The following is a 19,585-nucleotide window of genomic DNA, read 5'->3' as shown; positions in this document are numbered from 1 at the left end:
CCGACTAATCACCGGAAATTTTGATTTCGATCGCCTTACCGCTGCGACGGATCGTCAGTGTTCGCGCGGTCTCTGCCGGTCGGCCCTCGGCGAGCCAACGTGCTGTGACGCACGGATCCTGCGCCCCGGTAAGAGGCTGTCCGTCAATCGCGACGACTTCATCGTGAAGTTTCAGCCCTGCTTTTGCTGCCGCCGAGCCCTTGTATAGCTGCAGTACGCGCACGCCATCCGCTGTCTCCTGTAGCGCATACCCCGGATGGACGCGGCCCCGCGCCGGCTCTTCGCGCAGCTCAAACAGGATACGCCCGCCCGGATAGTCCAGCGTCACACGATAGTTGTCGAGAATGCCGAGCCCCAGCAACGAAGGCGGCACCTGCCGCAGCGTGCCGGACTGCCGGCCAAGATCCACCTCGCCGATTTTCATGCCTTCAAGGTCGAACCGCGCGAGATCGGTCTCTTCGCCCGCACCGCCCGCAGAGATACCCTCTGACCCCCTGCCCGTGCGCAGCGTGCCGCGCACCATCGCCTTCTTCACCTGCCGGTTTCCGGCCGCCTGACTGAACAGCGTTACGCTGTCCGAACTCCCGGTATCGAACAGCCCACGATCCTCGAAGCCGCCGATCGAATAGCGGAAGACAGGCGCGTGCGGATACCCGAAATCCTCCAGCGGACCGGCCACCGGCGGCTCTGCGCCATCCTCCGGCATCAGCAACGCAGCATCGCCAGCGATTTCCAGCACCTGCCGCCCTGCATCCATCCGCCATGCACTACCGGGAAAGATCTCCGAGCCGATGACACCGTCCCGGATAAAGCACCCATCCGGATCGACAGCCGTGAAGTCATGGATCAGCACCGGAACCGAGCGGAAGCTTATCCCGCCAATATCCAGCCGGTCGACAATGGCCACATCGGTTACCACTTCGGCGCCGTTCGCATCACGTCCCCGGTTCTGTCCGACGAGCTCCAGACCCAGTTCGTCCGCAAGGGCGCGGGAGATCATGCTGGGTGAGCCCGTATCGAACACAAATTCCCGCTCCGCGCCATTGAGGCTCGCCATGATCGCGACCTTGCCCATATGCGGACGCAACGGCACCGAAGTCACGTCTTCACGGCGCTCGATCCCGACCGGCGCCGTCAGCACCGAAGCAATATCCGGTGACGTCTGCGCCTCCGCAGGTACGAACAGCATTGCTGCGGCGAAAAGGATATAAAATCTCATGTCCGGTCTCCCTTGCCTGGGACTATGCGTTCAGCTCATCGATCAGAATGCCGACCAGTATAGCGAATGCATATCGCGATACCGGCCAAGATCGGTGAATTTGAGGCGGGAACGGCCCGTTTTCGGACCGGCCGGATAAACTGTCGTCAGACAGCGTCTGCCAGCGATGGCAGGTCCGCCCGCGCCAGAAGCGGCTTCTTCAGGATCAGGTCTGCGGCCTTCTCGGCGATCATGATGGTCGGCGCATTCGTGTTGCCGCCGATCAGGGTCGGCATGACCGACGCATCGATCACGCGCAGGCCTTCGGTGCCCTTCACCCTCAGATCGCCGTCCAGCGGCTGGCTATCGCTGACGCCCATCGCAACCGTACCCACCGGGTGATAGATCGTCTCGCCCGTACGGCGGATGAAGGAGTCGATGTCATCGTCTGACGTCGCGCCCGGCCCCGGCAACATTTCTGCCCCGGTAAAGGGCTTCAGCGCATCCTGCTGGCACACTTCGCGCACCATCTTCACCGCCTCACGCATCGCGCGGCGGTCTTCTTCCGTAGCCAGATGGTTCGGGTCAATGCTGGGATTTGCGAACGGATCGTCCGAGGCAAGGCAGACCGTGCCCCGGCTTTCCGGGCGCAGCTGGCAGGCGTGAACCGTATAGCCATCCTTTTGCGGGTCGTGCTTGCCATGATCCATCATGATGGCATTGACGAGGTGCAACTGAAGATCCGGCATCTCAAGGCCGGGGCGGGATTTCAGGAAGGCGCCCGCCTGAAGGAAATTGTCGGCGCCCGGCCCGGTCTGATTATAAAGATAGCGCAGGCCAACCCCGAGTTTCTTGATGCCTTTCTGCATGGAATAGGCAGAGATCGGCTGCGTCATCTCGTGAATGACCGTCACATCCAGATGGTCCTGCAGGTTCTGGCCGACCCCTTTGGACTCGACAACGGTCTTGATGCCGAACCGGCCGAGATGCTCCGGATTGCCGATGCCGGACAGCATCAGGATCTGCGGCGACTGGACCGCCCCGGCACAGATGATCACTTCCCCGTCGGCGAAGATCGATTGCGGCAGACCGCCCTTGCCTTCCACGACTTCCACGCCAGTTGCGCGGGTGCCGTCGAACAGGACCTTGGTGACCCGGCCGGTGGAGATGACGGTCAGATTGTCCCGAACATCCACGATCGGGCGCAGATAGGCATAAGAGGCGCTCCAGCGCTCACCCTTGTGAATGGTGCGCTGGTAAGGGCCGAAGCCTTCCTGCCGGGCGCCATTGAAATCGTCGGTCGTTGCATAGCCGGCCTGCTCACCGGCCTGAATGAAGGCACGATAGAGCGGGCTGGACAGCGGCGCGGACGACACGCGCAGCGGGCCGCTGCCGCCATGATAGGTGTCCTCGCCCTTGTCCAGGGTTTCGGATTTCTTGAAGTAAGGCAGGACGCTCGCATAGTCCCAGCCCTTCAGGCCCATCTGGCCCCACTGGTCATAATCGCCGGCATGGCCGCGGATGTAGATCATGCCGTTGATGGACGACGATCCGCCCCAGCCCCGGCCGCGTGGCCAGTAGAGCTTGCGGCCATTCATGTGCTTTTGCGGCTCGGTCCAAAACCCCCAGTTGAAATCGTTCTCCTCTTTAATGAGGCTCCCGACACCCGCCGGCATGCGTACCATCAGGGATTTGTCTTTTTTGCCTGCCTCAATAAGACATACCTTCACCGCCGGGTCAGCGGAGAGCCTGTTGGCAAGGGTACATCCGGCGCTTCCTGCACCAACGATTACATAATCATAGCGTTCCATGAGGTCTCGGTTTCTTCGTCTGACGGTAGAATTTTGACGGTTCGGGCAACACTTTGTGAACGAAAGCGTGCTAAGTAAAGAGCGTGGGGAGAAGTAGTCCGAAAGGACGGGTCAGCTCAAGGAGTGATTCATGACCTTCTCCACTTCTCAGGCTCTGATGACATCAGAAACGCCAGAAGAATACTTCGACCGCCGCCGTCACAAACGCGTCGACCTGCGCCTGCCCGGGCGATTCCTCACTCAGATTGGCAATGACGAGTCGCTTTCGACGATCAATCTGTCGTGCTCAGGTGCCCTCGTCCAGTCCAGCAGCCTGCCCGATCCCGGCGCCGAACTTGTCTGCTATTTCGACGATCTGGGCCGCGTGGTCGCCACCGTCGTGCGCCACACCGGCGAAGGCTTTGCCCTCAAATTCAACGTCGCTTCGCACAAGCGCGAGAAGATTGCCGACCGTCTGACCTGGTTGCTCAACAAGGACTTGCTCAATCTTACCGAGGAGCGCGAAGCCCCGCGCTATGCCGCCGATGTGCCGGCCCAGGTGCTGCGCGCCAATGGCATCACGCTCTATTGCCGAGTCCTCGACATCTCCCTCACCGGCGCCAATTTCGAGTGCAAGGGCGTCGCCGCACCGAAACTCGGCGAGATCGTCAGCGCAGGCTCCATCCCGGCGGAAGTTGTCCGCACCGGTATCGGCGGCTTTGCTGTGCGCTATCTCCAGAAAGATGAACGCGGCGAGGCCTGACCCGGCGTCAGGGCGGATCAGTCGATCCGCTTCAGTCCGCTTTTGTGGCGCTTCCAGTTTTCAACATAATGCACCGCCGACATTTTGATGACCTGGATCTGATGATCCGAAACCTGCTTCACGACCTTGCCCGGTGCGCCCATCACCAATGAATTATCGGGAATTTCCTTACCCTCCGGGATAAGGGAATTCGCCCCGATAATGCAATTTTTGCCGATCTTCGCGCCATTGAGAATGATCGAACCGATGCCGATCAGCGTCTCATCGCCGATCGTGCAGCCGTGCAGCATCACCATATGACCCACGGTCACATCGCGGCCGATGGTCAACGGCATGCCAACGTCCGTATGCAGAACGCAATTGTCCTGGATGTTTGAGTTCTCGCCGATTGTGATCGGGTCATTGTCCCCGCGCAGGACCGATCCATACCAGATCGAGGCATTTTCCTTGAGGATGACATTGCCCATCACCTGGGCCGTCTCGGCGACCCAGTAATTCCCGCTTTCAGGCAGGTCTGGTCGTTTTCCATCCATTTCGAAAATTGCCATGCCGGTGTCCTTTATTTCGCTTGCGGATTTAATGTTTACCACCTGATAACTCTGGTAATGTCTACTCATCAACAGATTCGGACGTGGAGTACGGTCATCCTGAGACTGTGTCATACCCCGCCGCCCGGAAGATACCGGGTTGAGGTCCTGCCGCCCATCGGGCGTGTTGCCTCCCCTTCCCCCCAAGTTTCCAGCCAGCCGCTGCGCATTCCTGCCAGCGGCTTTTTTAGTCCCTGCAGCAAGGAGACCTCCCATGGGAAAACGCAACGCAGCCAAGCGCATGAAAACCGCTTCGGAAGTGAACACCTCTGCCTGGTTTGAAGAAACCGGCCGTGTAAGGGGTCCGCGGCTGCAGGCTATTGATGGAGGTCGGTCCTGGCATCCCGACGATGCTGACCAGAAACAATACAAGCGCGCCGCGACAGCCCCCGAGGGCGACCGTGCCCAGCGCTATCAGAAGAATGTAAAGCCCCGCTCCGAGAATCAGGCACGCCTGATGGAGGCCATGGACGAATACGCCCTCGTCGCCGCCCTCGGCCCGGCGGGCACGGGCAAGACCTATCTCGCCATCTGCAAGGCGGTCGAGGCGCTGCAGAAGGGCAAGGTCTCCCGCATCATCCTCTCGCGTCCTGCGGTCGAGGCGGGCGAGCAGATCGGCTTCCTGCCCGGCGCCATGGAAGACAAGCTCGCGCCCTATCTGCGCCCGCTTTACGACGCGCTGTCCGACCGGCTCTCGCCCGGACAACTGAAACACATGCTGGCAGAAGGCGTCATCGAGATCGCACCGATCGGTTTCATGAGAGGACGCACGCTCAACAACGCCTTCATCGTCATCGATGAGGCCCAGAACTGCACCTACACGCAGTTGAAAATGCTCCTGACGCGCCTTGGCTGGCACTCCACCATGGTGATCACCGGCGACCCGGCCCAGTCGGACCTGCTGCCGGAATTCTCCGGCCTCGCCAAAGCGGGTGAGCGGCTGGAGAAACTGGAAGGCGCCGCCGTGGTGACGCTCGAAGGCCAGGACGTCGTCCGCCACCCGCTCGTCGCCGACATGCTCGGCGTCCTCTGAGATAAAACTGCCTCATCCCTGTTCAGCCCGCCGGAATGCCCTCCGGCGGGCTTTTTCTTTGGGGCAGCGCCGAGCCTGATCGCTCATGATCCGCCATAGTCCGGTATAGTCCGGGATGATCCGGTATCGTCATGTCAGGTCATGCTGAAGCAATCCGGAGGGCACCGGCGCTGCCTGAACCTGCCCCACCCTCCATTAAAGGTCCATCCGCAACACAGCCGCGCCTTCGAAACGCCCGGCGCGCAGATCGTCCAGCGCCTCGTTCGCGCGCTCCAGCGGATAGGCATGGGTCGAGGTCTTCACCATCGCTTCCGGCGCGATCTTCAGGAACTCAACCCCGTCCTGCCGGGTGAGGTTCGCAACCGACTGGATGCGCCGCTCCTCCCATAGGTCCGCATACGGAAAGGAGGGAATGTTACTCATATGGATACCGGCGCAGATCACCGCGCCGCCCTTGTCCACCGCTTTCAGAGCGGCGGGCACCAATGCCCCAACTGGCGCGAAGATGATCGCCGCGTCCAGTATCTCCAGCGGAATATCCTCGCTGCTGCCCGCCCAGACGGCGCCGAGCGAGCGGGCAAATGCCTGCCCCTTCTCATCGCCGACCTTGGTGAAGGCATAGACTTCCCGCCCCTGATGCACGGCCACCTGCGCGATAATGTGCGCCGCCGCGCCGAAGCCATAGAGGCCGAGCCGCTTGCCATCGCCTGCCATCCGGTAAGAGCGGTACCCGATCAGCCCCGCGCACATCAGCGGCGCGGCCGCCTCGTCGGAATAGGTGTCCGGGATCGGGAAACAGTAATGCGCATCGGCCACCGTATAATCGGCAAAACCGCCATCGCGGGTGTAGCCGGTGAACTCCGCCGCCTCGCAGAGATTCTCCTGCCCGCGCTTGCAATAGACGCAAGTCCCGCAAGTGTGACCAAGCCATGGCACACCAACCCGGTCGCCCACAGCAAATCCTGCCGCGCCCGGCCCCAGCGCATCGACGACGCCGATGATCTCATGGCCCGGAATCAGCGGCAGCTTTGGCTGCGTCAGGTCCCCATCGACCACATGCAGATCCGTCCGGCACACGGCGCAGGCCGTCACCCTGATCCGGATCTGCCCTTCTGCCGGCACAGGCTCCGGCAGCTCTTTCAGCACAAGCGGCGCACCGGGTTTCTCGAACACCATTGCACGCATGAGAAGCTCCCGTGATTACCCGGCCATGCTTCGCCAGCTGGCGCGCAAGGTCAAGCTCACGGGAGCCTCTGCGTGTTGGCGCAGAATTCTAGAAGCGATAACGGACGCCCACTTCGATCAGGTTCGCCTTGTTCTCTACTTCGAGGTTCGCCGGGAACAGGTCGACCTTGTACTTGCCGTCCTCAACCGAGCGGTAGGTATACTGACCGAAGACATCCCAGCGCTCATTGAAGCTGTAGGTGGCCCCAGCCATGACCTGATAGGCCAGGCCGCTATCATCATCATCGATAATGCCCACGCCGGACGGCTTGAACGTCACATCCGTCTTCGCATAGCCGATGCCTGCACCGACATACGGTGTGAAACCGGAGTCATTGACGAAATCGTAATAGCCGTTGACGAAAAGAGCCGTGGTCTTGGTGTCTCCGCGGCCGTCGGCCACGACATCAGCAACCGTCACGCCCAGCGTGTCGGCAGAGCCGGTCAGTGCGCCCGCATCGAGCGCATCGATGGAACCGCCGCCCAGCGTCACGCTCTTGTGCGTGTCGACATCGGCCTTCGACATGGCGAGCTGGACCTCACCACGGAATGCCGGAGAATAGCTGTATCCGACGGCAGCCGAGTAGGACATGCCATTGTCGAATTCCGTTTTCCAGCCAACCGGCGTGCCGGACGCAATCGGCGTCCCGGCCGGCAAGGCGCCGCCGTTCCCGGTCAGGAAATCGGCGCTGGTTGCGCCCGTATTGTCACTGTCTGATTGCATGGCTGCACCAACCGTACCCGACACATAAAATCCCTGTGCATGGCCCGGGGCAGCCAGAAGCGCAGCAATCATTGACGCTGTGGCTAAAACTCCAAGTCGCATAAGATGATCCCTTTTTGTTGACCGGTCCTCCTGACCGGTACCTTGCTTACGGCCCTTCAACCTATGCAGATGAAACAATCACAAGAACGTGATCTGCGGGGATAGCGCGGCGTCAATCCGCAGGTCCGCCAATGGAAATTCCTTCTGATTTCAAGGCATATAAGATGCATACGGAGGTCTTTAATCCACCGTGAAAGTACCTGCGCCACACTCTCCGCCATGACAGACCTCACCGTTTTCATCCTTCATGCCTTTCGCACGATCGCCCGCGCCGTCGCAGAGACCGGTGTGAATGCGGGTCTGTTCAGGCATCCGGAACTGATTTCGAAGACACTGAAGCGCCGCGTCTCGGCGGAGCTGAAACGCCTCGCCGTGCTGCTCCGTCGTCTGATCTTTCTCATGGCGCTGCAGATGGAGCTGGCGCCCCTGGTGCCGCGCCCGGTGAGCAATTATTTTGAAAAGACAGAAGGCGAACCGAAGCCGCGCAAGGCGTTCTTCTCCGTCCTGCCCGTGCCCGCCACCGAAGCGCCGGACTTCCTGCATGGCCCGATCATTGTGCCGACGCGTGCCCCCGTGCCCGCTGCGCCGCTGATCGCGCGCTGGGAAGCCATGCTCGACACGCTGAGATACCGCCAGCGCCGCGCGAGATGCCTTGCCCGCACGATCCAGCGCTGGAAGGCGGCCGGCGAAGCACGGCCGCATGTGCCGCCGGTTCCGGACACGCACCGCTTGCCCGCAGCCATTGCCCTCGTTTCCGGCGGGCTGACGGTTCAGTTGATCGAGGCGCTGAAGGCTTGGCCGGATTCTAGCTGAGTTCCCTCACAATCAGAACATTTGCCGGAACGCGAACCGCGTTTCCGGTCGCAGGTGCTGCATCCCTCCTCCGCTTCGCTGCGCTCAGCACCTCCCCCGCAAGCGGGTCGGAGGGGGGAGGCTGAGTCTGCCACCCCGCGCTGGGTCCCGGAGATTTGCTGCGAAAATTCCGGGATGACACTTCAGTGCAAGCGTAGAAAACCTGCTAGGCCTCTGCGTCGTCTTCGCCCTTTGCCACCGAAGCGGCCAGCGAGGCCGACAGGAAGCGGTCGATGTCGCCGTCCAGCACGCCCTGCGTATCGGAGGTTTCCACCTCGGTCCGCAGGTCCTTCACCATCTGGTATGGCTGAAGCACATAGGAGCGGATCTGGTGGCCGAAGCCGATGTCGGTCTTGCCGGCATAGCTCGCATCGGCGACTTCGCGGCGCTTCTGCAGTTCCAGCTCATACAGGCGGGAGCGCAGCATCTGCCAGGCCTGGTCGCGGTTGCGGTGCTGGGAGCGGTCGTTCTGGCACTGGACAACGATGCCGGTCGGCTCGTGCGTCAGGCGGACGGCGGAGTCGGTCCGGTTGACGTGCTGGCCGCCCGCGCCGGAGGCCCGGTACGTATCGGTGCGAACGTCAGACGGATCGATCTCGATCTCGATATTGTCGTCGATCACCGGCGTCACCGTAACAGAGGCAAAGCTGGTGTGGCGGCGCGCGGAACTGTCGAACGGCGAAATCCGGACGAGGCGGTGCACGCCCTGCTCCGACTTCAGCCAGCCATAGGCGCTGTCGCCCTTGATCTGGAGCGTCGCGGACTTGATGCCCGCTTCCTCGCCTTCGCGCTCGTCCATCTCCTCGACCTTCATGCCGTGCTTTTCGGCCCAGCGCACATACATGCGCCGCAGGATCGAGGCCCAGTCCTGGCTCTCGGTTCCGCCTTCGCCGGCATTGATCTGGATATAGGCATCATTGCCGTCGGCCTCACCCGACAGCAGCGCGGCCAGTTCGGCCTTCTCGGCCCGCTCGGCAGCGCGTGTCAGCGAGGCTTCAAGGTCGGCGACCATGTCATCGTCGCCTTCGGCCAGCTCCAGCAGCTCACCGGCGTCTTCGGCTTCCTTTTCGAGGGCTTCGACGGTTTCGATCCCGTCTGCCAGTTTCTGGCGCTCACGCATCATGGCCTGGGCGGCCTGCGGATCGTCCCAGAAGTCCGGTTTCTCGGAGAGCGCGGTCAGTTCATCGAGGCGTTTTGTGGCTGTATCCCAGTCAAAGACGCCTCCGTAGCAGAGCGGCCGAGGAGCGGATCTGGTCAATCAGAGACTTGATTTCTGCGGACATGGGGTCGGCCTTTCGAAAGAATAAAAACTGCGAGGCGGGCCTATAGCGCAGCCGCCCCGCAGGGTCAAAACGGATTGAGGTCAGTATGTGCCGTCGAGATCCCCGGTGACAGCCTGCTCCTGCGGCTGCATCGGGTCTTCCGGCACGACACCGGCATCGCGTTCGGGGTCGAAGCCGGACACGCTGCCCGAGCTGCTGCCTGCGCCGCAGCTGCCGGAGATCGACAGGCAGTCATCGCTGCTGTTGAAGACCGAGAGCCCCGGCTCCGTACCCGGACGGAAGGCCTCGTCGATGATGACGCTGGTATCCGGCCCCGGCAGCTCGCCGGTGCGGGCATCGATCTTCACCAGACGCACGCCGGGCGGAATACGGAACGGGATGGCAGGCTGGTCCGCCAGCGCCTTTTCCATGAATTCGGTGAAGATCGGCGCAGCGACCGAGCCGCCGGCTTCGCCTTCGCCGAGGCTGCGATTGTCGTCAAAGCCGACCCGGACGCCGACCACGAGGTCAGGCGAGAAGCCCATAAAGATGGCATCGCGATAATCGTCGGTTGTCCCGGTTTTGCCGGCCAGCGGCTTGCCGACGCGCAGCGCCCGGCGGCCAGTGCCGCGCTCCACCACGCCTTCCAGCATATGGGTGATCTGGTAAGCGACGATCGGGTCCAGCACCTGCTCGCCGACTTCGGCCAGCTGCGGCGGTTCCTGACCATCCCACTCCTCGGCCTGGCAGCCTTCGCAGACCCGCTCATCGTGCCGGAACAGGGTGCGGCCATGACGGTCCTGAACGCGGTCGAGCAGTGTCGGCGTGATCTTCTTGCCGCCATTGACGAAGCCGGCATAACCGCGTGCCATGTCGATCAGATAGGCATCGCCCGCGCCGAGAGACATGGCGGCATAAGGCGGCAGGTTTTCATAGACGCCCATACGCACGGCAAGGTCGCTGACCGCTTCCATACCGATGTCCTGCGCGACGCGCGCGGTGACCTGGTTCAGGGATTTCTCCAGCGCGATCCGCAGCGTGACCATGCCGTAGGAGCGGCCTTCGGTATAGTTGGACGGGCGCCAATAGTCGCCGGTCGACACATCGAACGACACGAACGGCGCATCCAGCATCCTCGTCGCCGGCGTATAGCCTTTCTCAAGCGCGGCCGCATAGACGAACGCCTTGAAGCTGGAGCCCGGCTGGCGCTTCGACTGGGTGACGCGGTTGTAGCTCGACTTGAAGAAGGAGTAGCCGCCCTGCATCGCCAGGATCCGGCCGGTGTGCGGGTCGAGTGCGATCAGCGCGCCGTCAACCTCCGGCACCTGGCGCAGCGTGGCATTGCCCACCGGCACCAGCATCGGCTCGATCTCGCCTTCGTCGATCTCGTTGCCTTCCGGGTCGAGCTCGACTTCTTCCGACCGCGGTGCGAGCGTTTCATCGGCGTTCAGAACCTGCCGCTTCAGCTCTGCCAAAATGACCTGACCGACCTGAAGACCGGTTTTCCCATCTTCGGATTTGTAGGTCTTCGCCCATTCGACTTCCTCGGCCGGCAGCTTGATCGTTGCCCCATCCGTCAGAAGCAGCGTCGCACCGGATGATGCCACCTTCTGCACCATGGCCGCTTCCCAGGTGCCGTAGCCGCCAGGGAGCTTGACCTCTTTCAGGGCGTCCAGCGCGCCATCGCCCGTATCGATCGTGGTGACCGGGCCGCGCCAGCCATGGCGGCGGTCATAGGCGATCAAACCATTACGCAGCGCCTGCTGCGCGGCGAGCTGCAAATGCGTATCGATGGTCGAGCGGATCGAAAGCCCGCCCTGTTCGAGGGTTTCCTCGCCATAGGACTTGATCAGGTCCCGGCGCAATTCCTGAACGAAATAGGTCGCAGCCGCATATTCCGGCCCTTTCAGGCGCCGCGTCGTGGTCAGCGGCTTGCTCATGGCCTCGTCGGCCTCTTCCTGAGTGATGTAGCCATCCTCGACCATGCGGCCGAGTACATAGTTCCGGCGGGCAAGGAGCCGCTTCGGGTTTGTGTACGGATTGACGGCGGAGGGCGCCTTTGCCAGCGAGGCAAGGACAGCCGCCTCCGACAGGTCCAGCTCCGGCAGGGATTTGTTGAAATAGTTGAGCGCGGCAGAGCCGACGCCATAGGACCGACCGCCGAGATAGATCTCATTGAGGTACAGTTCGAGGATCTGCCCCTTGGTGAATTCCTTTTCCATGCGCTGGGCGACGATGGCTTCCTTCGCCTTGCGGGTCAGGTTCTGATCACGCGTCAGCAGCATGTTCTTGGCCACCTGCTGGGTGATGGTCGAGCCGCCCTGCAAGCCGCCCTTGCCGGTGATCTTGTTCTTCACCGAATTGATGCCGCCCCGCAGGATGCCGACATAATCGAGCCCGTGGTGCTTGAAATAGTTCTTGTCCTCAGCCGCGACGAAGGCCTCGACCACATGGGTCGGGATCGATTCATATGGCACAAAGACCCGGTGCTGATCGGCAAATTCCGCGATCAGTGTGCCGTCGCCGGCGTGAACGCGGGAGGTGATCGGCGGCTCATACTGTTTCAGCTTGGCAATTGAGGGCACGGTCCGCCCCAATGCCGCGAAATACAGCCAGAGGGCGATGATCCCGATCACACCCAGAACAAAACCGAGCACAATCAAACGGCGCAGCCAGATCCACACCCAGCGTGGCCCTGGCAGGTAAAACCCGTTGATTCCGAAGCGGTTTTCGACGCTTTCGTATCTGCCGTCAGTCATGAACACTTTCCCTGCCGTCTGCTGACGGAATCGCAGCCTTTTCAGGCGATAGTAAGGCGCACCGCAGGCGCGTTAAAGAGGCGGGTGTCAGATGTCCTGACGGTCGACTTCGCCATCGGTCAGCGACACGTCCGGCAATGGCTGGCGCTCAGGCTTCGGTTCGCTGAGGCCGTTTTCCAGCCGGTCGGTCAGGGCAGCCTTTTCCGCAGCGGGCGGGCCGTTGTCGAGCGCGGTCTGCCAGGCGGCTTCAGCAGCCTCCTTGTCATCCAGATACCAGTAGATGTCGCCGAGATGGAATTCGATCTCCCAGTGCTGGTGCGGGGCGAGTTCCTGGCGGGACAGTTCGATCAGGCGCTTGGCCTCATTGATATGGCCGAGCTTAAAATAGGCCCAGCCAAGCGAGTCCGCGATATAGGGATCGCGTTCTGCCATGGCGCGGGCGCGGCTCAGCACTTTGAAGCCCTCGTCCAGCTTGTCCGTCCGCTCAATCAGGAAATACCCGAGCGTATTTAGCATATAGGGGTCATTCGGACGGGTCAGGCGCTCGGTACGCAGGATCGCCAGCGCCTCATTGATCTGCCCATTGCGGCCGAGGGCATCGGCCAGGACGACCCGCCGGTCATGCGTATCGTCCAGCGCCCGGGCCTGTTCGGCATGGCTGACCGCCTGTTTGTAATCCCCGAACTGATTGTAGATGCTGGTGGCGAGACCGTGGGCTGCCGCCTGCTCCGCCGGGTTCTCCGACAGGGCGATGACCTTCTCGATCAGCTCCTTCGAGGCCTTCTCGTCATTCATCCGCGAGTGCAGCTGAAGCGCGCCGTAGAGCGTCGACAGGCGGTTGTCGTCATCGGTCAGGCTGAGGGCCTTGTCGATGGCGGCGCGAGCGGCGTCTTCCTGCCCCGACATGAGCTTCGCCTGCGCCGCGGCGATCTGCAGGGACGCTGTCGCCTCCGGCGCCGTGGTGGCGACGTGGGCCACGCCGTCATAGAGGGCGCTGGCATACATCTCGTCGATGATGGCAGAGCGCAGATCTTCATTTTCCGGCGAGATCAGCAGCGCCACCTGATCGAACGCGGAGCGCTGGTCGTCGAACCCTTCGATCCGTCCGCCCATCATGATGCGGCGGATGACGCGCTGCTCCTGCATGGTGCGGGACACATCGGCGAGCGACTGGCTGAACGCTTCGGCTACGGACTGGGGCTCATTCTTCAGGTTCTTCCCGGTCTCCAGGCTGTCCATGGCGGCGGCATAGCTGATCGCCTCTTCCGGCTCGGCATCCGCCAGTTGCTGATAGACCGCCTTCGCCTCGTCGATCCGGCCCAGCCGCTGCAGCAGCAGGGCATGGCGGGAAATCACCGTCCGGATGTGACTATAGATCAGGCCCTTAGGGTCGAACTGGTGTTCGGGGGCCTCGATCTTCGAGGGGGTCATTGCCTCATACACGGCAAGGGCCTGTTCCGGCCTGCCGAGCGCATCCAGCATGGCCGCCAGAGACAGATCGCCGGTCAGGCCGGGCATGCCGCCGGCGGCGCCGCGATGCCGGTTGATCGCCTCATCGGCCTTGCCTTCCATGGCAAGCAGCCAGGCGTCGAGATAGATGTAGAAACTGGTTTCGCCGTCTTCGCCCGAGCGGGCGCCGGCATCGGCGAGGGTCTGGCGTGCCTCTTCCAGCCGGCCGGCGGCGGCTTGGTCAAGTGCGATGAAGGCGTCAAACAGTGGACTGACGTCCCGGTCTTCCATATCCAGGTCGCGCGTCTTGGCTATAAAGGCGGCCATATCGCCAGCTTTCACCGCATCTGAAGGCACATCATAGGCATCCGGACCGACCGGCTTGCCGCGCGCATCGAGGACCGAGGTTGCCCGCGCCGCATCCGACAGGCTGGCATAGGTTTCTGCGATCACTGCGTCTTCGGCCTGGGTTTCGACAAGCGCCGCAGACGGCGGCGCCGCAGCGCATGCGCCCAGCGAGACAGACAGGGAAAGGGACAAGGCAAGCACGCTTGCCGCGACAGAATTCTTCAGGCGCATGGACTCTCCGGTCTCCAGCTTCGCAGGTGGCGCCGAGTGAAGCAGCCCCATACGGCAAGAGCAAGGCGGCCACGTGTTGTAGAGGACAGGTTTGCTGCCTTGTTCATAAACATGGGCTTAATCTGCCCTGTTTGTTGCATCACTTCGCCGTGTGCCGATGCAGAACAGCCCGCTCCTGAAAGGGAACGGGCTGTACCATGATCGCCAGAAACGGCCAGATTACATGTTCGGATAGGCCGGACCGCCGCCGCCTTCCGGCACGGTCCAGTTGATGTTCTGGTTCGGATCCTTGATGTCGCAGGTCTTGCAGTGGATGCAGTTCTGCGAGTTGATCTGGAACTTCAGTTCGCCGCCTTCCTCGATCCACTCGTAGACGCCTGCCGGGCAATAACGGGCAGACGGACCGTCGAAGACGTCGTGCTCAGAGGATTTCTGCAAGGCAAGGTCAGCGACCTTCAGGTGCACTGGCTGGTCTTCCTCGTGATAAGTGTTGGTGAAGGAGACGTTGGTCAGCTTGTCGAAGCTGATCACGCCATCCGGTTTCGGATAGTCGATCGGCTTGAAGTTCTTCGCCGGCTTCAGCGATGCCGCATCGGTTTTGCCGTGCTTCATCGTGCCGAAGAAGGAGAACCCGCCGAGCAGGCTGGAAATCCACATCTCGATGCCGCCCATCGGGATACCAATGGCGGTGCCGAGTTTCGACCAGAGCGGCTTCACGTTCCGGACGACCTTCAGCTCCTTGTAGACCGAAGACTGGGTGTAAGCCTCTTCATAGCTTTCCAGCGTGTCGCCCTGACGGCCGTCCTTGATGGCGGCAAAGGCGGCTTCTGCGCCCATCATGCCGGTTAGGATGGCGTTGTGGCTGCCCTTGATACGCGGCACGTTGACGAAGCCTGCGCCGCAACCGATCAATGCGCCGCCCGGGAAGGCCAGCTTCGGAACGGACTGGAAGCCGCCCTCGGTGATCGCCCGCGCGCCATAGGCCACGCGCTTGCCGCCTTCGAGATGCGGCAGCACGGCCGGGTGGTGCTTGAAGCGCTGGAATTCCTGATACGGCGAAATGTACGGGTTGGCGTAGTTCAGGTGAACCACGAAACCGACCGAGATGAACGGCTCGCCATTATCGCGGAAGTGATAAAGGAAGCTGCCGCCGCCGGTCTTGTTGTCGAGCGGCCAGCCCATCGTGTGCTGGACATAGCCTTCCTTGAAATTCTCTTCCGGCACGGACCAGAGCTCTTTCAGGCCGATACCGAATTTCTGCGGCTCGCGGCCTTCATCGAGATTGAACTTCGCGATGAGTTCTTTCGTCAGCGATCCGCGGGCGCCTTCTGCGAAGAGGACATATTTGCCCAGCAGTTCCATGCCCGGCTGGTAGTCGCCCTTGTGGCTGCCATCGGCGGCGATACCCATGACGCCGGAGACGACGCCCTTCACGCGGCCGTCTTCGCCATAAACGACTTCAGACGCGGCAAAGCCCGGGAACACTTCCACGCCGAGATTCTCGGCTTCCTGGCCGAGCCAGCGGGTCACGTTCGCCAGCGAGCCGGTATAGTTGCCATGGTTCTTCATGAAGCCCGGCATCGGCAGCAGCGACATGTCCGCCACGCCCTCCGGCCCGAGGAACAGGAATTTGTCCGCCGTCACTTCCGTTTTCAGCGGACGGTCGTCGCGGGTGCGCCAGTCGGGAATCAGCTTGTCGAGGCCGACCGGATCCATCACGACACCCGACAGGATGTGCGCGCCGATCTCGCCGCCTTTTTCCAGAACGACCACAGACAGGTCTTCGCCTGCCTCGTTCGCCAATTGTTTAAACCTGATGGCGGCTGACAGACCGGACGGGCCGCCGCCCACGATCACCAGGTCGAACTCCATCGATTCCCGTTCCATAGCGTCATCCGCCATTGGTTTCTCCTCGCTTCGGCCTTAGACTTGCCGCCCATATCTGCAATTACTTAAGCACTTACAATGTCTGCCGCGAAGGTCCAGAGCTTCTGAATGCCCGCCCCTGCGTCAATCACTGCCATCGATGCCCTCACTGACTGGTGGGAAGAAATGGGCGTGGACGTCGATCACGCCCGGGTCGATGCCTTCCTGAAGGCCGCAGACACTGCAGATCCTGCTGCACCGCAGCAAACAGCACCTGTCCGCCCGCGCCGCCGGAAGCCGACGAACTGGGTCGAGGAGGCCCGGTCTCAGGCCGCAGGGTGCGACACTCTGGACGCCCTGAAGGCTGCCATCGAATCATTTGAGGGCAGCCCGCTGAAGGCTGCGGCGCACTCCACCGTGGTTTACGACGGCACGCCGGAGGCCAGCCTGATGGTGATCGGCGAGGGTCCCGGCGCCGAGGAGGACCGCAAAGGCCTGCCTTTCGTCGGCAAGGCCGGGCAGCTGCTGGACCGGATGCTGGCCGCCATCGAGCGCAGCCGTGAGACCAACGCCTTTATCACCAACGTGAATTACTGGCGCCCGCCCGGCAACCGGAACCCGGACCAGGAAGAGCTGGACGTCTGCCGCCCCTTCGTCGACCGGATGATCGAGCTGACAAAGCCGAAGCTGATCGTCGCCGCCGGCGGCGTGCCGGCCAAAGCGCTGCTCGACACGCAGGACGGCATCATGCGCCTGCGCGGCTCAGAGCATGTGTTCACAACGGCAGGCGGCTATTCCGTGCCGCTGATCCCGCTGCTGCACCCGGCCTATTTGCTGCGCCGCCCGCAGGAAAAAAGCCGTGCCTGGCGGGATTTGCTGCTGGTAGAGCAGCGGCTGGGCGAGCTCGGCGGCTGATGCCTGCCCCCCTTTCAATCATCATTCCAACGCTGAACGCAGAGGCGGAGCTGCCGCTTTGCCTGGAGAGCCTTATGCCGGGGCTGGAGGCCGGGCTGATCCGGGAGGTCATCGTGGCCGATGGCGGATCTGAGGATGCGACCGCGAAGATTGCCGGGGCAATGGGCGCCAATCTGGTGACAGGCGCGCGCGGACGCGGGGCGCAGCTGGCGGCTGGCGCAGCGGCCGCGCGGGGTGACTGGCTCATGTTTCTGCATGCCGATACCGCGCTTTCCCGTGACTGGGCCGAGCGCACATCGGATCATGTCATGACTAAACCGGACTATGCCGCGTTCTTCGAATTGCGTTTCCGGTCCGATGCGCGCGCAGCCAGGACTTTGGAGAAGCGTGCGGGTCGCCGCGCCCGGATGCTGGGCCTGCCCTATGGCGACCAGGGCCTGCTGATCAGCCGGAAGCTCTATGACGAAGTTGGCGGCTACCCTGACGTGCCGCTGATGGAGGACGTGATGATTGTCCGCGCCATCGGCAAGCCGCGCCTCGTCCAGCTGAACGCCGAGGCGCGCACCTCCGCCGCCAAGTATGAGCGCGATGGCTGGCGCAAACGGTCATGGCACAACGCCGTCCTGCTGACCCGCTTCCTGCTGGGTGCGAGCCCGGAAGACCTGGCGAAGCGCTACACCTAGTCGCCGTTCCACCATTCGGGATCGTCGAAATAGGCTTTGTGCGCCGCGCGCAGATAGTCCGCGATCGAGGCTTCTGACGGCAGGCTGCAGGTATAGGAATCAAGCTTTTCGATGCCCCAGGTTTCCCGCTCTTCCTCCGGGACATCGCCGCACCAGGGGAGTTCGACATCGAAGCCCTTCAGGCCATCGGCGTCGAATTCCGGGGCGCGGCGGGTGACGCCGACGACATAGGCCGTCTCGTCATCCTCCACCATCCGGATCTCGGTCAGCCAGACCGGCCCAACCGCCGTCTCCATCAGGGGTGCGAACCGGACGGCCACCGGCTCTTCGTCCTCGTCCTCATCTTCCGGCGGCATCATGAAATAGCCCTTGTTGCCCCGGTTGGGCACGGTGCGGGCGCAATCGTCCTCGGCGCTGCAAACCAGGATGACCGCGGCCTCATCCAGCCGGACGGCATCGTCCGGTGAAATGAAGGGCGTCTCGCTCATGAAGCAGGCTGGCAGCAGGGCAAGGGCGCTGACCGCCAGAACACGTTTAAGTCCGGAATTCAGGCCGGATTTCAGGCGTTGCATCGGAAAGCCTCCTTTTTGGCCCCGGATTTGGTGCCGGCATCTTTCACCGGGCACCAGACGAAAGTAAGGCATTGGCATGCGACATCCAACTCTTCTCGTCTTCGCCAAGCCACCGCGCATGGGCCTGTCCAAGACACGGCTCGCCAAAGGCATCGGGCCGGCGGCCGCCCGGCGCATCGCCAGCTTCACGCAGGCCCGCACCTTCCGCGCCGCCACGCAGTCCGGCTGCGACACGATTATCTATGCCGCGCCTGACAGTGCGCTGCGCGCTGTCACCACAACAGGATGGCCCGCTCACCTGCCACGCCGCAGCCAGGGTCACGGCACGCTGACGGAGCGGCTGGAAAAAGGGCTGAACGAGGCCCCACCCGGCCCGGTCCTGTTCATCGGGACGGACGCGCCGGACGTTTCCGCCGCCTTGCTGCGCCAGGCCGTGCGCCTGCTGGCCCGGCACGACGCCGTGTTCGGCCCGGCGGAGGATGGTGGCTTCTGGCTGTTCGGCATCAACAAGAGCGGCCGCACCCGCTCGCCCTTCCGCAATGTGCGCTGGTCCGGCCCGCATGCGATGCAGGATGTCTGGTCGAACCTGCCCGGCCATGCCGACATCGGCCTTCTGCCCATGCTGATGGACATCGACCAGCTGAGCGACTGGCGGGCCTGGAACCGCAGGCGCCCTGCTTGACCTGCAGACAAAAGTCGCCTCTCTGAAAAGCAACCGGACAACAGAGCCGAAGACCATCCAATTCAAGGATTTACATGTTCCGGCTCATTTATGTCAGCACGGCCAATGATGGCCTGACCGAAACCGATCTGTCCGACATTCTGACGGAAGCAACCGCCACCAATTCCCGGCACGGGATCACCGGTGTCCTGCTGTTTAACGGGCTGAACTTCCTGCAAATGCTGGAAGGTGTGCAGCGGGACGTGCTGGATGTGTTCAATCGCATTGTCCGGGATCCGCGCCACACATCTGTTGTGACAGTCCTCCAGGAAGCTGCCGAGGCCCGCGTGTTCCCTGACTGGTCGATGCAGCTGAAGACACGCCCATCCACCGCCAATCCGGACTTCGCCTCCGGGGCAGACTTTTCCGACGTGATGAACCGCGCCATGCCGGACCACCTGTCCCGCGTCTTCGGAAATTTCGACACGCTCAAAGGCTGATCGTCCTACCTGACGTCCCGCGGACCTCCATCCACAGGAAAGGGCTTTCTCTTGCCAATTTTGTTC

At 62.4% G+C, this 19,585-nt stretch carries 17 protein-coding genes; 7 read left to right on the top strand and 10 right to left on the bottom strand.

Going from position 1 to position 19,585, the window contains the following annotated elements:
• Positions 1-4: 4 nt before the first annotated feature.
• Both HJA_RS05455 and HJA_RS05450 read right to left on the bottom strand, forming a co-directional pair.
• Positions 5-1,219 carry an aspartyl protease family protein gene (locus HJA_RS05455; protein ID WP_035579291.1) on the bottom strand — a complete coding sequence of 405 codons (1,215 nt, stop codon included), beginning with the start codon at positions 1,217-1,219 and terminating at the stop codon, positions 5-7.
• Between the two features lie 146 nt (positions 1,220-1,365).
• Positions 1,366-3,009, bottom strand: coding sequence for a choline dehydrogenase (locus HJA_RS05450; protein WP_035579289.1), 1,644 nt, complete (start codon positions 3,007-3,009; stop codon positions 1,366-1,368).
• Between the two features lie 130 nt (positions 3,010-3,139).
• On the opposite strand from HJA_RS05450, the gene HJA_RS05445 reads away from it, so the two are divergent.
• Positions 3,140-3,751: a PilZ domain-containing protein gene (locus tag HJA_RS05445; protein ID WP_035579287.1), complete on the top strand. Its 612-nt coding sequence runs from the start codon at positions 3,140-3,142 to the stop codon at positions 3,749-3,751.
• 17 nt (positions 3,752-3,768) lie between these two features.
• On the opposite strand, the gene HJA_RS05440 is transcribed toward HJA_RS05445, so the two are convergent.
• On the bottom strand, positions 3,769-4,299 hold the full coding sequence (locus tag HJA_RS05440; protein ID WP_035579284.1) for a gamma carbonic anhydrase family protein: 531 nt from the start codon (positions 4,297-4,299) through the stop codon (positions 3,769-3,771).
• Between the two features lie 253 nt (positions 4,300-4,552).
• On the opposite strand from HJA_RS05440, the gene HJA_RS05435 reads away from it, so the two are divergent.
• Positions 4,553-5,371 (top strand): PhoH family protein, encoded by an 819-nt coding sequence (locus HJA_RS05435; protein WP_035579282.1) that lies wholly within the window; start codon positions 4,553-4,555, stop codon positions 5,369-5,371.
• A gap of 195 nt (positions 5,372-5,566) precedes the next feature.
• Here HJA_RS05435 and HJA_RS05430 read toward each other — a convergent pair whose 3' ends face one another.
• A complete protein-coding gene (locus HJA_RS05430) occupies positions 5,567-6,556 on the bottom strand; it encodes a zinc-dependent alcohol dehydrogenase family protein (RefSeq protein WP_035579280.1) in 990 nt (329 codons plus the stop codon).
• Positions 6,557-6,644: 88 nt separating this feature from the next.
• Entirely contained in the window at positions 6,645-7,391 is a 747-nt protein-coding gene (locus HJA_RS05425; RefSeq protein ID WP_035579278.1) for an outer membrane protein, read from the bottom strand.
• Positions 7,392-7,640: 249 nt separating this feature from the next.
• Between HJA_RS05425 and HJA_RS05420 the strand changes: the two genes are divergently transcribed.
• The gene (locus tag HJA_RS05420; protein ID WP_035579276.1) at positions 7,641-8,234 is read left to right on the top strand and encodes a hypothetical protein; all 594 of its coding nucleotides are present in this window, start codon (positions 7,641-7,643) and stop codon (positions 8,232-8,234) included.
• Between the two features lie 205 nt (positions 8,235-8,439).
• On the opposite strand, the gene prfB is transcribed toward HJA_RS05420, so the two are convergent.
• The 4 genes from prfB to HJA_RS05400 form a co-directional block, all read right to left on the bottom strand.
• A protein-coding gene (gene prfB / locus HJA_RS05415; RefSeq protein ID WP_155839872.1) for a peptide chain release factor 2 occupies positions 8,440-9,556 on the bottom strand; the annotation gives its coding sequence in 2 pieces (ribosomal slippage) (positions 8,440-9,486 and positions 9,488-9,556; 1,116 coding nt in all).
• Positions 9,557-9,636: 80 nt separating this feature from the next.
• Positions 9,637-12,294 carry a penicillin-binding protein 1A gene (locus tag HJA_RS05410; protein ID WP_081814544.1) on the bottom strand — a complete coding sequence of 886 codons (2,658 nt, stop codon included), beginning with the start codon at positions 12,292-12,294 and terminating at the stop codon, positions 9,637-9,639.
• A gap of 87 nt (positions 12,295-12,381) precedes the next feature.
• Positions 12,382-14,322, bottom strand: a complete 1,941-nt coding sequence (locus tag HJA_RS05405) for a tetratricopeptide repeat protein (protein WP_035579271.1) — start codon at positions 14,320-14,322, stop codon at positions 12,382-12,384.
• Between the two features lie 219 nt (positions 14,323-14,541).
• On the bottom strand, positions 14,542-16,224 hold the full coding sequence (locus tag HJA_RS05400) for an electron transfer flavoprotein-ubiquinone oxidoreductase (protein ID WP_035579269.1): 1,683 nt from the start codon (positions 16,222-16,224) through the stop codon (positions 14,542-14,544).
• A 93-nt stretch (positions 16,225-16,317) separates the two neighbouring features.
• Between HJA_RS05400 and HJA_RS05395 the strand changes: the two genes are divergently transcribed.
• Positions 16,318-17,103, top strand: coding sequence for a uracil-DNA glycosylase (locus HJA_RS05395; protein WP_035579267.1), 786 nt, complete (start codon positions 16,318-16,320; stop codon positions 17,101-17,103).
• Positions 17,103-17,786 carry a TIGR04283 family arsenosugar biosynthesis glycosyltransferase gene (locus tag HJA_RS05390; RefSeq protein ID WP_035579265.1) on the top strand — a complete coding sequence of 228 codons (684 nt, stop codon included), beginning with the start codon at positions 17,103-17,105 and terminating at the stop codon, positions 17,784-17,786. Before HJA_RS05395 ends, HJA_RS05390 begins: the two co-directional genes overlap by 1 nt.
• Here HJA_RS05390 and HJA_RS05385 read toward each other — a convergent pair.
• Positions 17,783-18,358 carry a hypothetical protein gene (locus HJA_RS05385; protein ID WP_035579262.1) on the bottom strand — a complete coding sequence of 192 codons (576 nt, stop codon included), beginning with the start codon at positions 18,356-18,358 and terminating at the stop codon, positions 17,783-17,785. The genes HJA_RS05390 and HJA_RS05385 overlap by 4 nt on opposite strands.
• Before the next feature lie 76 nt (positions 18,359-18,434).
• Here HJA_RS05385 and HJA_RS05380 point away from each other — a divergent pair, with 76 nt between their 5' ends.
• Together HJA_RS05380 and HJA_RS05375 are read left to right on the top strand one after the other, a co-directional pair.
• The gene (locus HJA_RS05380; RefSeq protein WP_035579260.1) at positions 18,435-19,040 is read left to right on the top strand and encodes a TIGR04282 family arsenosugar biosynthesis glycosyltransferase; all 606 of its coding nucleotides are present in this window, start codon (positions 18,435-18,437) and stop codon (positions 19,038-19,040) included.
• Positions 19,041-19,114: 74 nt separating this feature from the next.
• Entirely contained in the window at positions 19,115-19,519 is a 405-nt protein-coding gene (locus tag HJA_RS05375; RefSeq protein WP_051597399.1) for a BLUF domain-containing protein, read from the top strand.
• Positions 19,520-19,585 lie beyond the last annotated feature (66 nt).

The sequence above is a fragment of the Hyphomonas jannaschiana VP2 genome (assembly GCF_000685215.1).
In the GTDB taxonomy this organism is placed as follows: Bacteria; Pseudomonadota; Alphaproteobacteria; order Caulobacterales; family Hyphomonadaceae; genus Hyphomonas; species Hyphomonas jannaschiana.
This window is presented reverse-complemented; position numbering and strand designations above follow the sequence as displayed.

Coding starts and splice junctions, on each gene's coding strand:
- HJA_RS05410 (WP_081814544.1), bottom strand. CDS start 12,294: ATGACTGACGGCAGATACGAAAGCGTCGAAAACCGCTTCGGAATCAAC.
- HJA_RS05440 (WP_035579284.1), bottom strand. CDS start 4,299: ATGGCAATTTTCGAAATGGATGGAAAACGACCAGACCTGCCTGAAAGC.
- HJA_RS05425 (WP_035579278.1), bottom strand. CDS start 7,391: ATGATTGCTGCGCTTCTGGCTGCCCCGGGCCATGCACAGGGATTTTAT.
- HJA_RS05450 (WP_035579289.1), bottom strand. CDS start 3,009: ATGGAACGCTATGATTATGTAATCGTTGGTGCAGGAAGCGCCGGATGT.
- HJA_RS05380 (WP_035579260.1), top strand. CDS start 18,435: ATGCGACATCCAACTCTTCTCGTCTTCGCCAAGCCACCGCGCATGGGC.
- HJA_RS05420 (WP_035579276.1), top strand. CDS start 7,641: ATGACAGACCTCACCGTTTTCATCCTTCATGCCTTTCGCACGATCGCC.
- HJA_RS05445 (WP_035579287.1), top strand. CDS start 3,140: ATGACCTTCTCCACTTCTCAGGCTCTGATGACATCAGAAACGCCAGAA.
- HJA_RS05400 (WP_035579269.1), bottom strand. CDS start 16,224: ATGGCGGATGACGCTATGGAACGGGAATCGATGGAGTTCGACCTGGTG.
- HJA_RS05385 (WP_035579262.1), bottom strand. CDS start 18,358: ATGCAACGCCTGAAATCCGGCCTGAATTCCGGACTTAAACGTGTTCTG.
- HJA_RS05435 (WP_035579282.1), top strand. CDS start 4,553: ATGGGAAAACGCAACGCAGCCAAGCGCATGAAAACCGCTTCGGAAGTG.
- HJA_RS05395 (WP_035579267.1), top strand. CDS start 16,318: ATGCCCGCCCCTGCGTCAATCACTGCCATCGATGCCCTCACTGACTGG.
- HJA_RS05390 (WP_035579265.1), top strand. CDS start 17,103: ATGCCTGCCCCCCTTTCAATCATCATTCCAACGCTGAACGCAGAGGCG.
- HJA_RS05455 (WP_035579291.1), bottom strand. CDS start 1,219: ATGAGATTTTATATCCTTTTCGCCGCAGCAATGCTGTTCGTACCTGCG.
- HJA_RS05405 (WP_035579271.1), bottom strand. CDS start 14,322: ATGCGCCTGAAGAATTCTGTCGCGGCAAGCGTGCTTGCCTTGTCCCTT.
- HJA_RS05430 (WP_035579280.1), bottom strand. CDS start 6,556: ATGCGTGCAATGGTGTTCGAGAAACCCGGTGCGCCGCTTGTGCTGAAA.
- HJA_RS05375 (WP_051597399.1), top strand. CDS start 19,115: ATGTTCCGGCTCATTTATGTCAGCACGGCCAATGATGGCCTGACCGAA.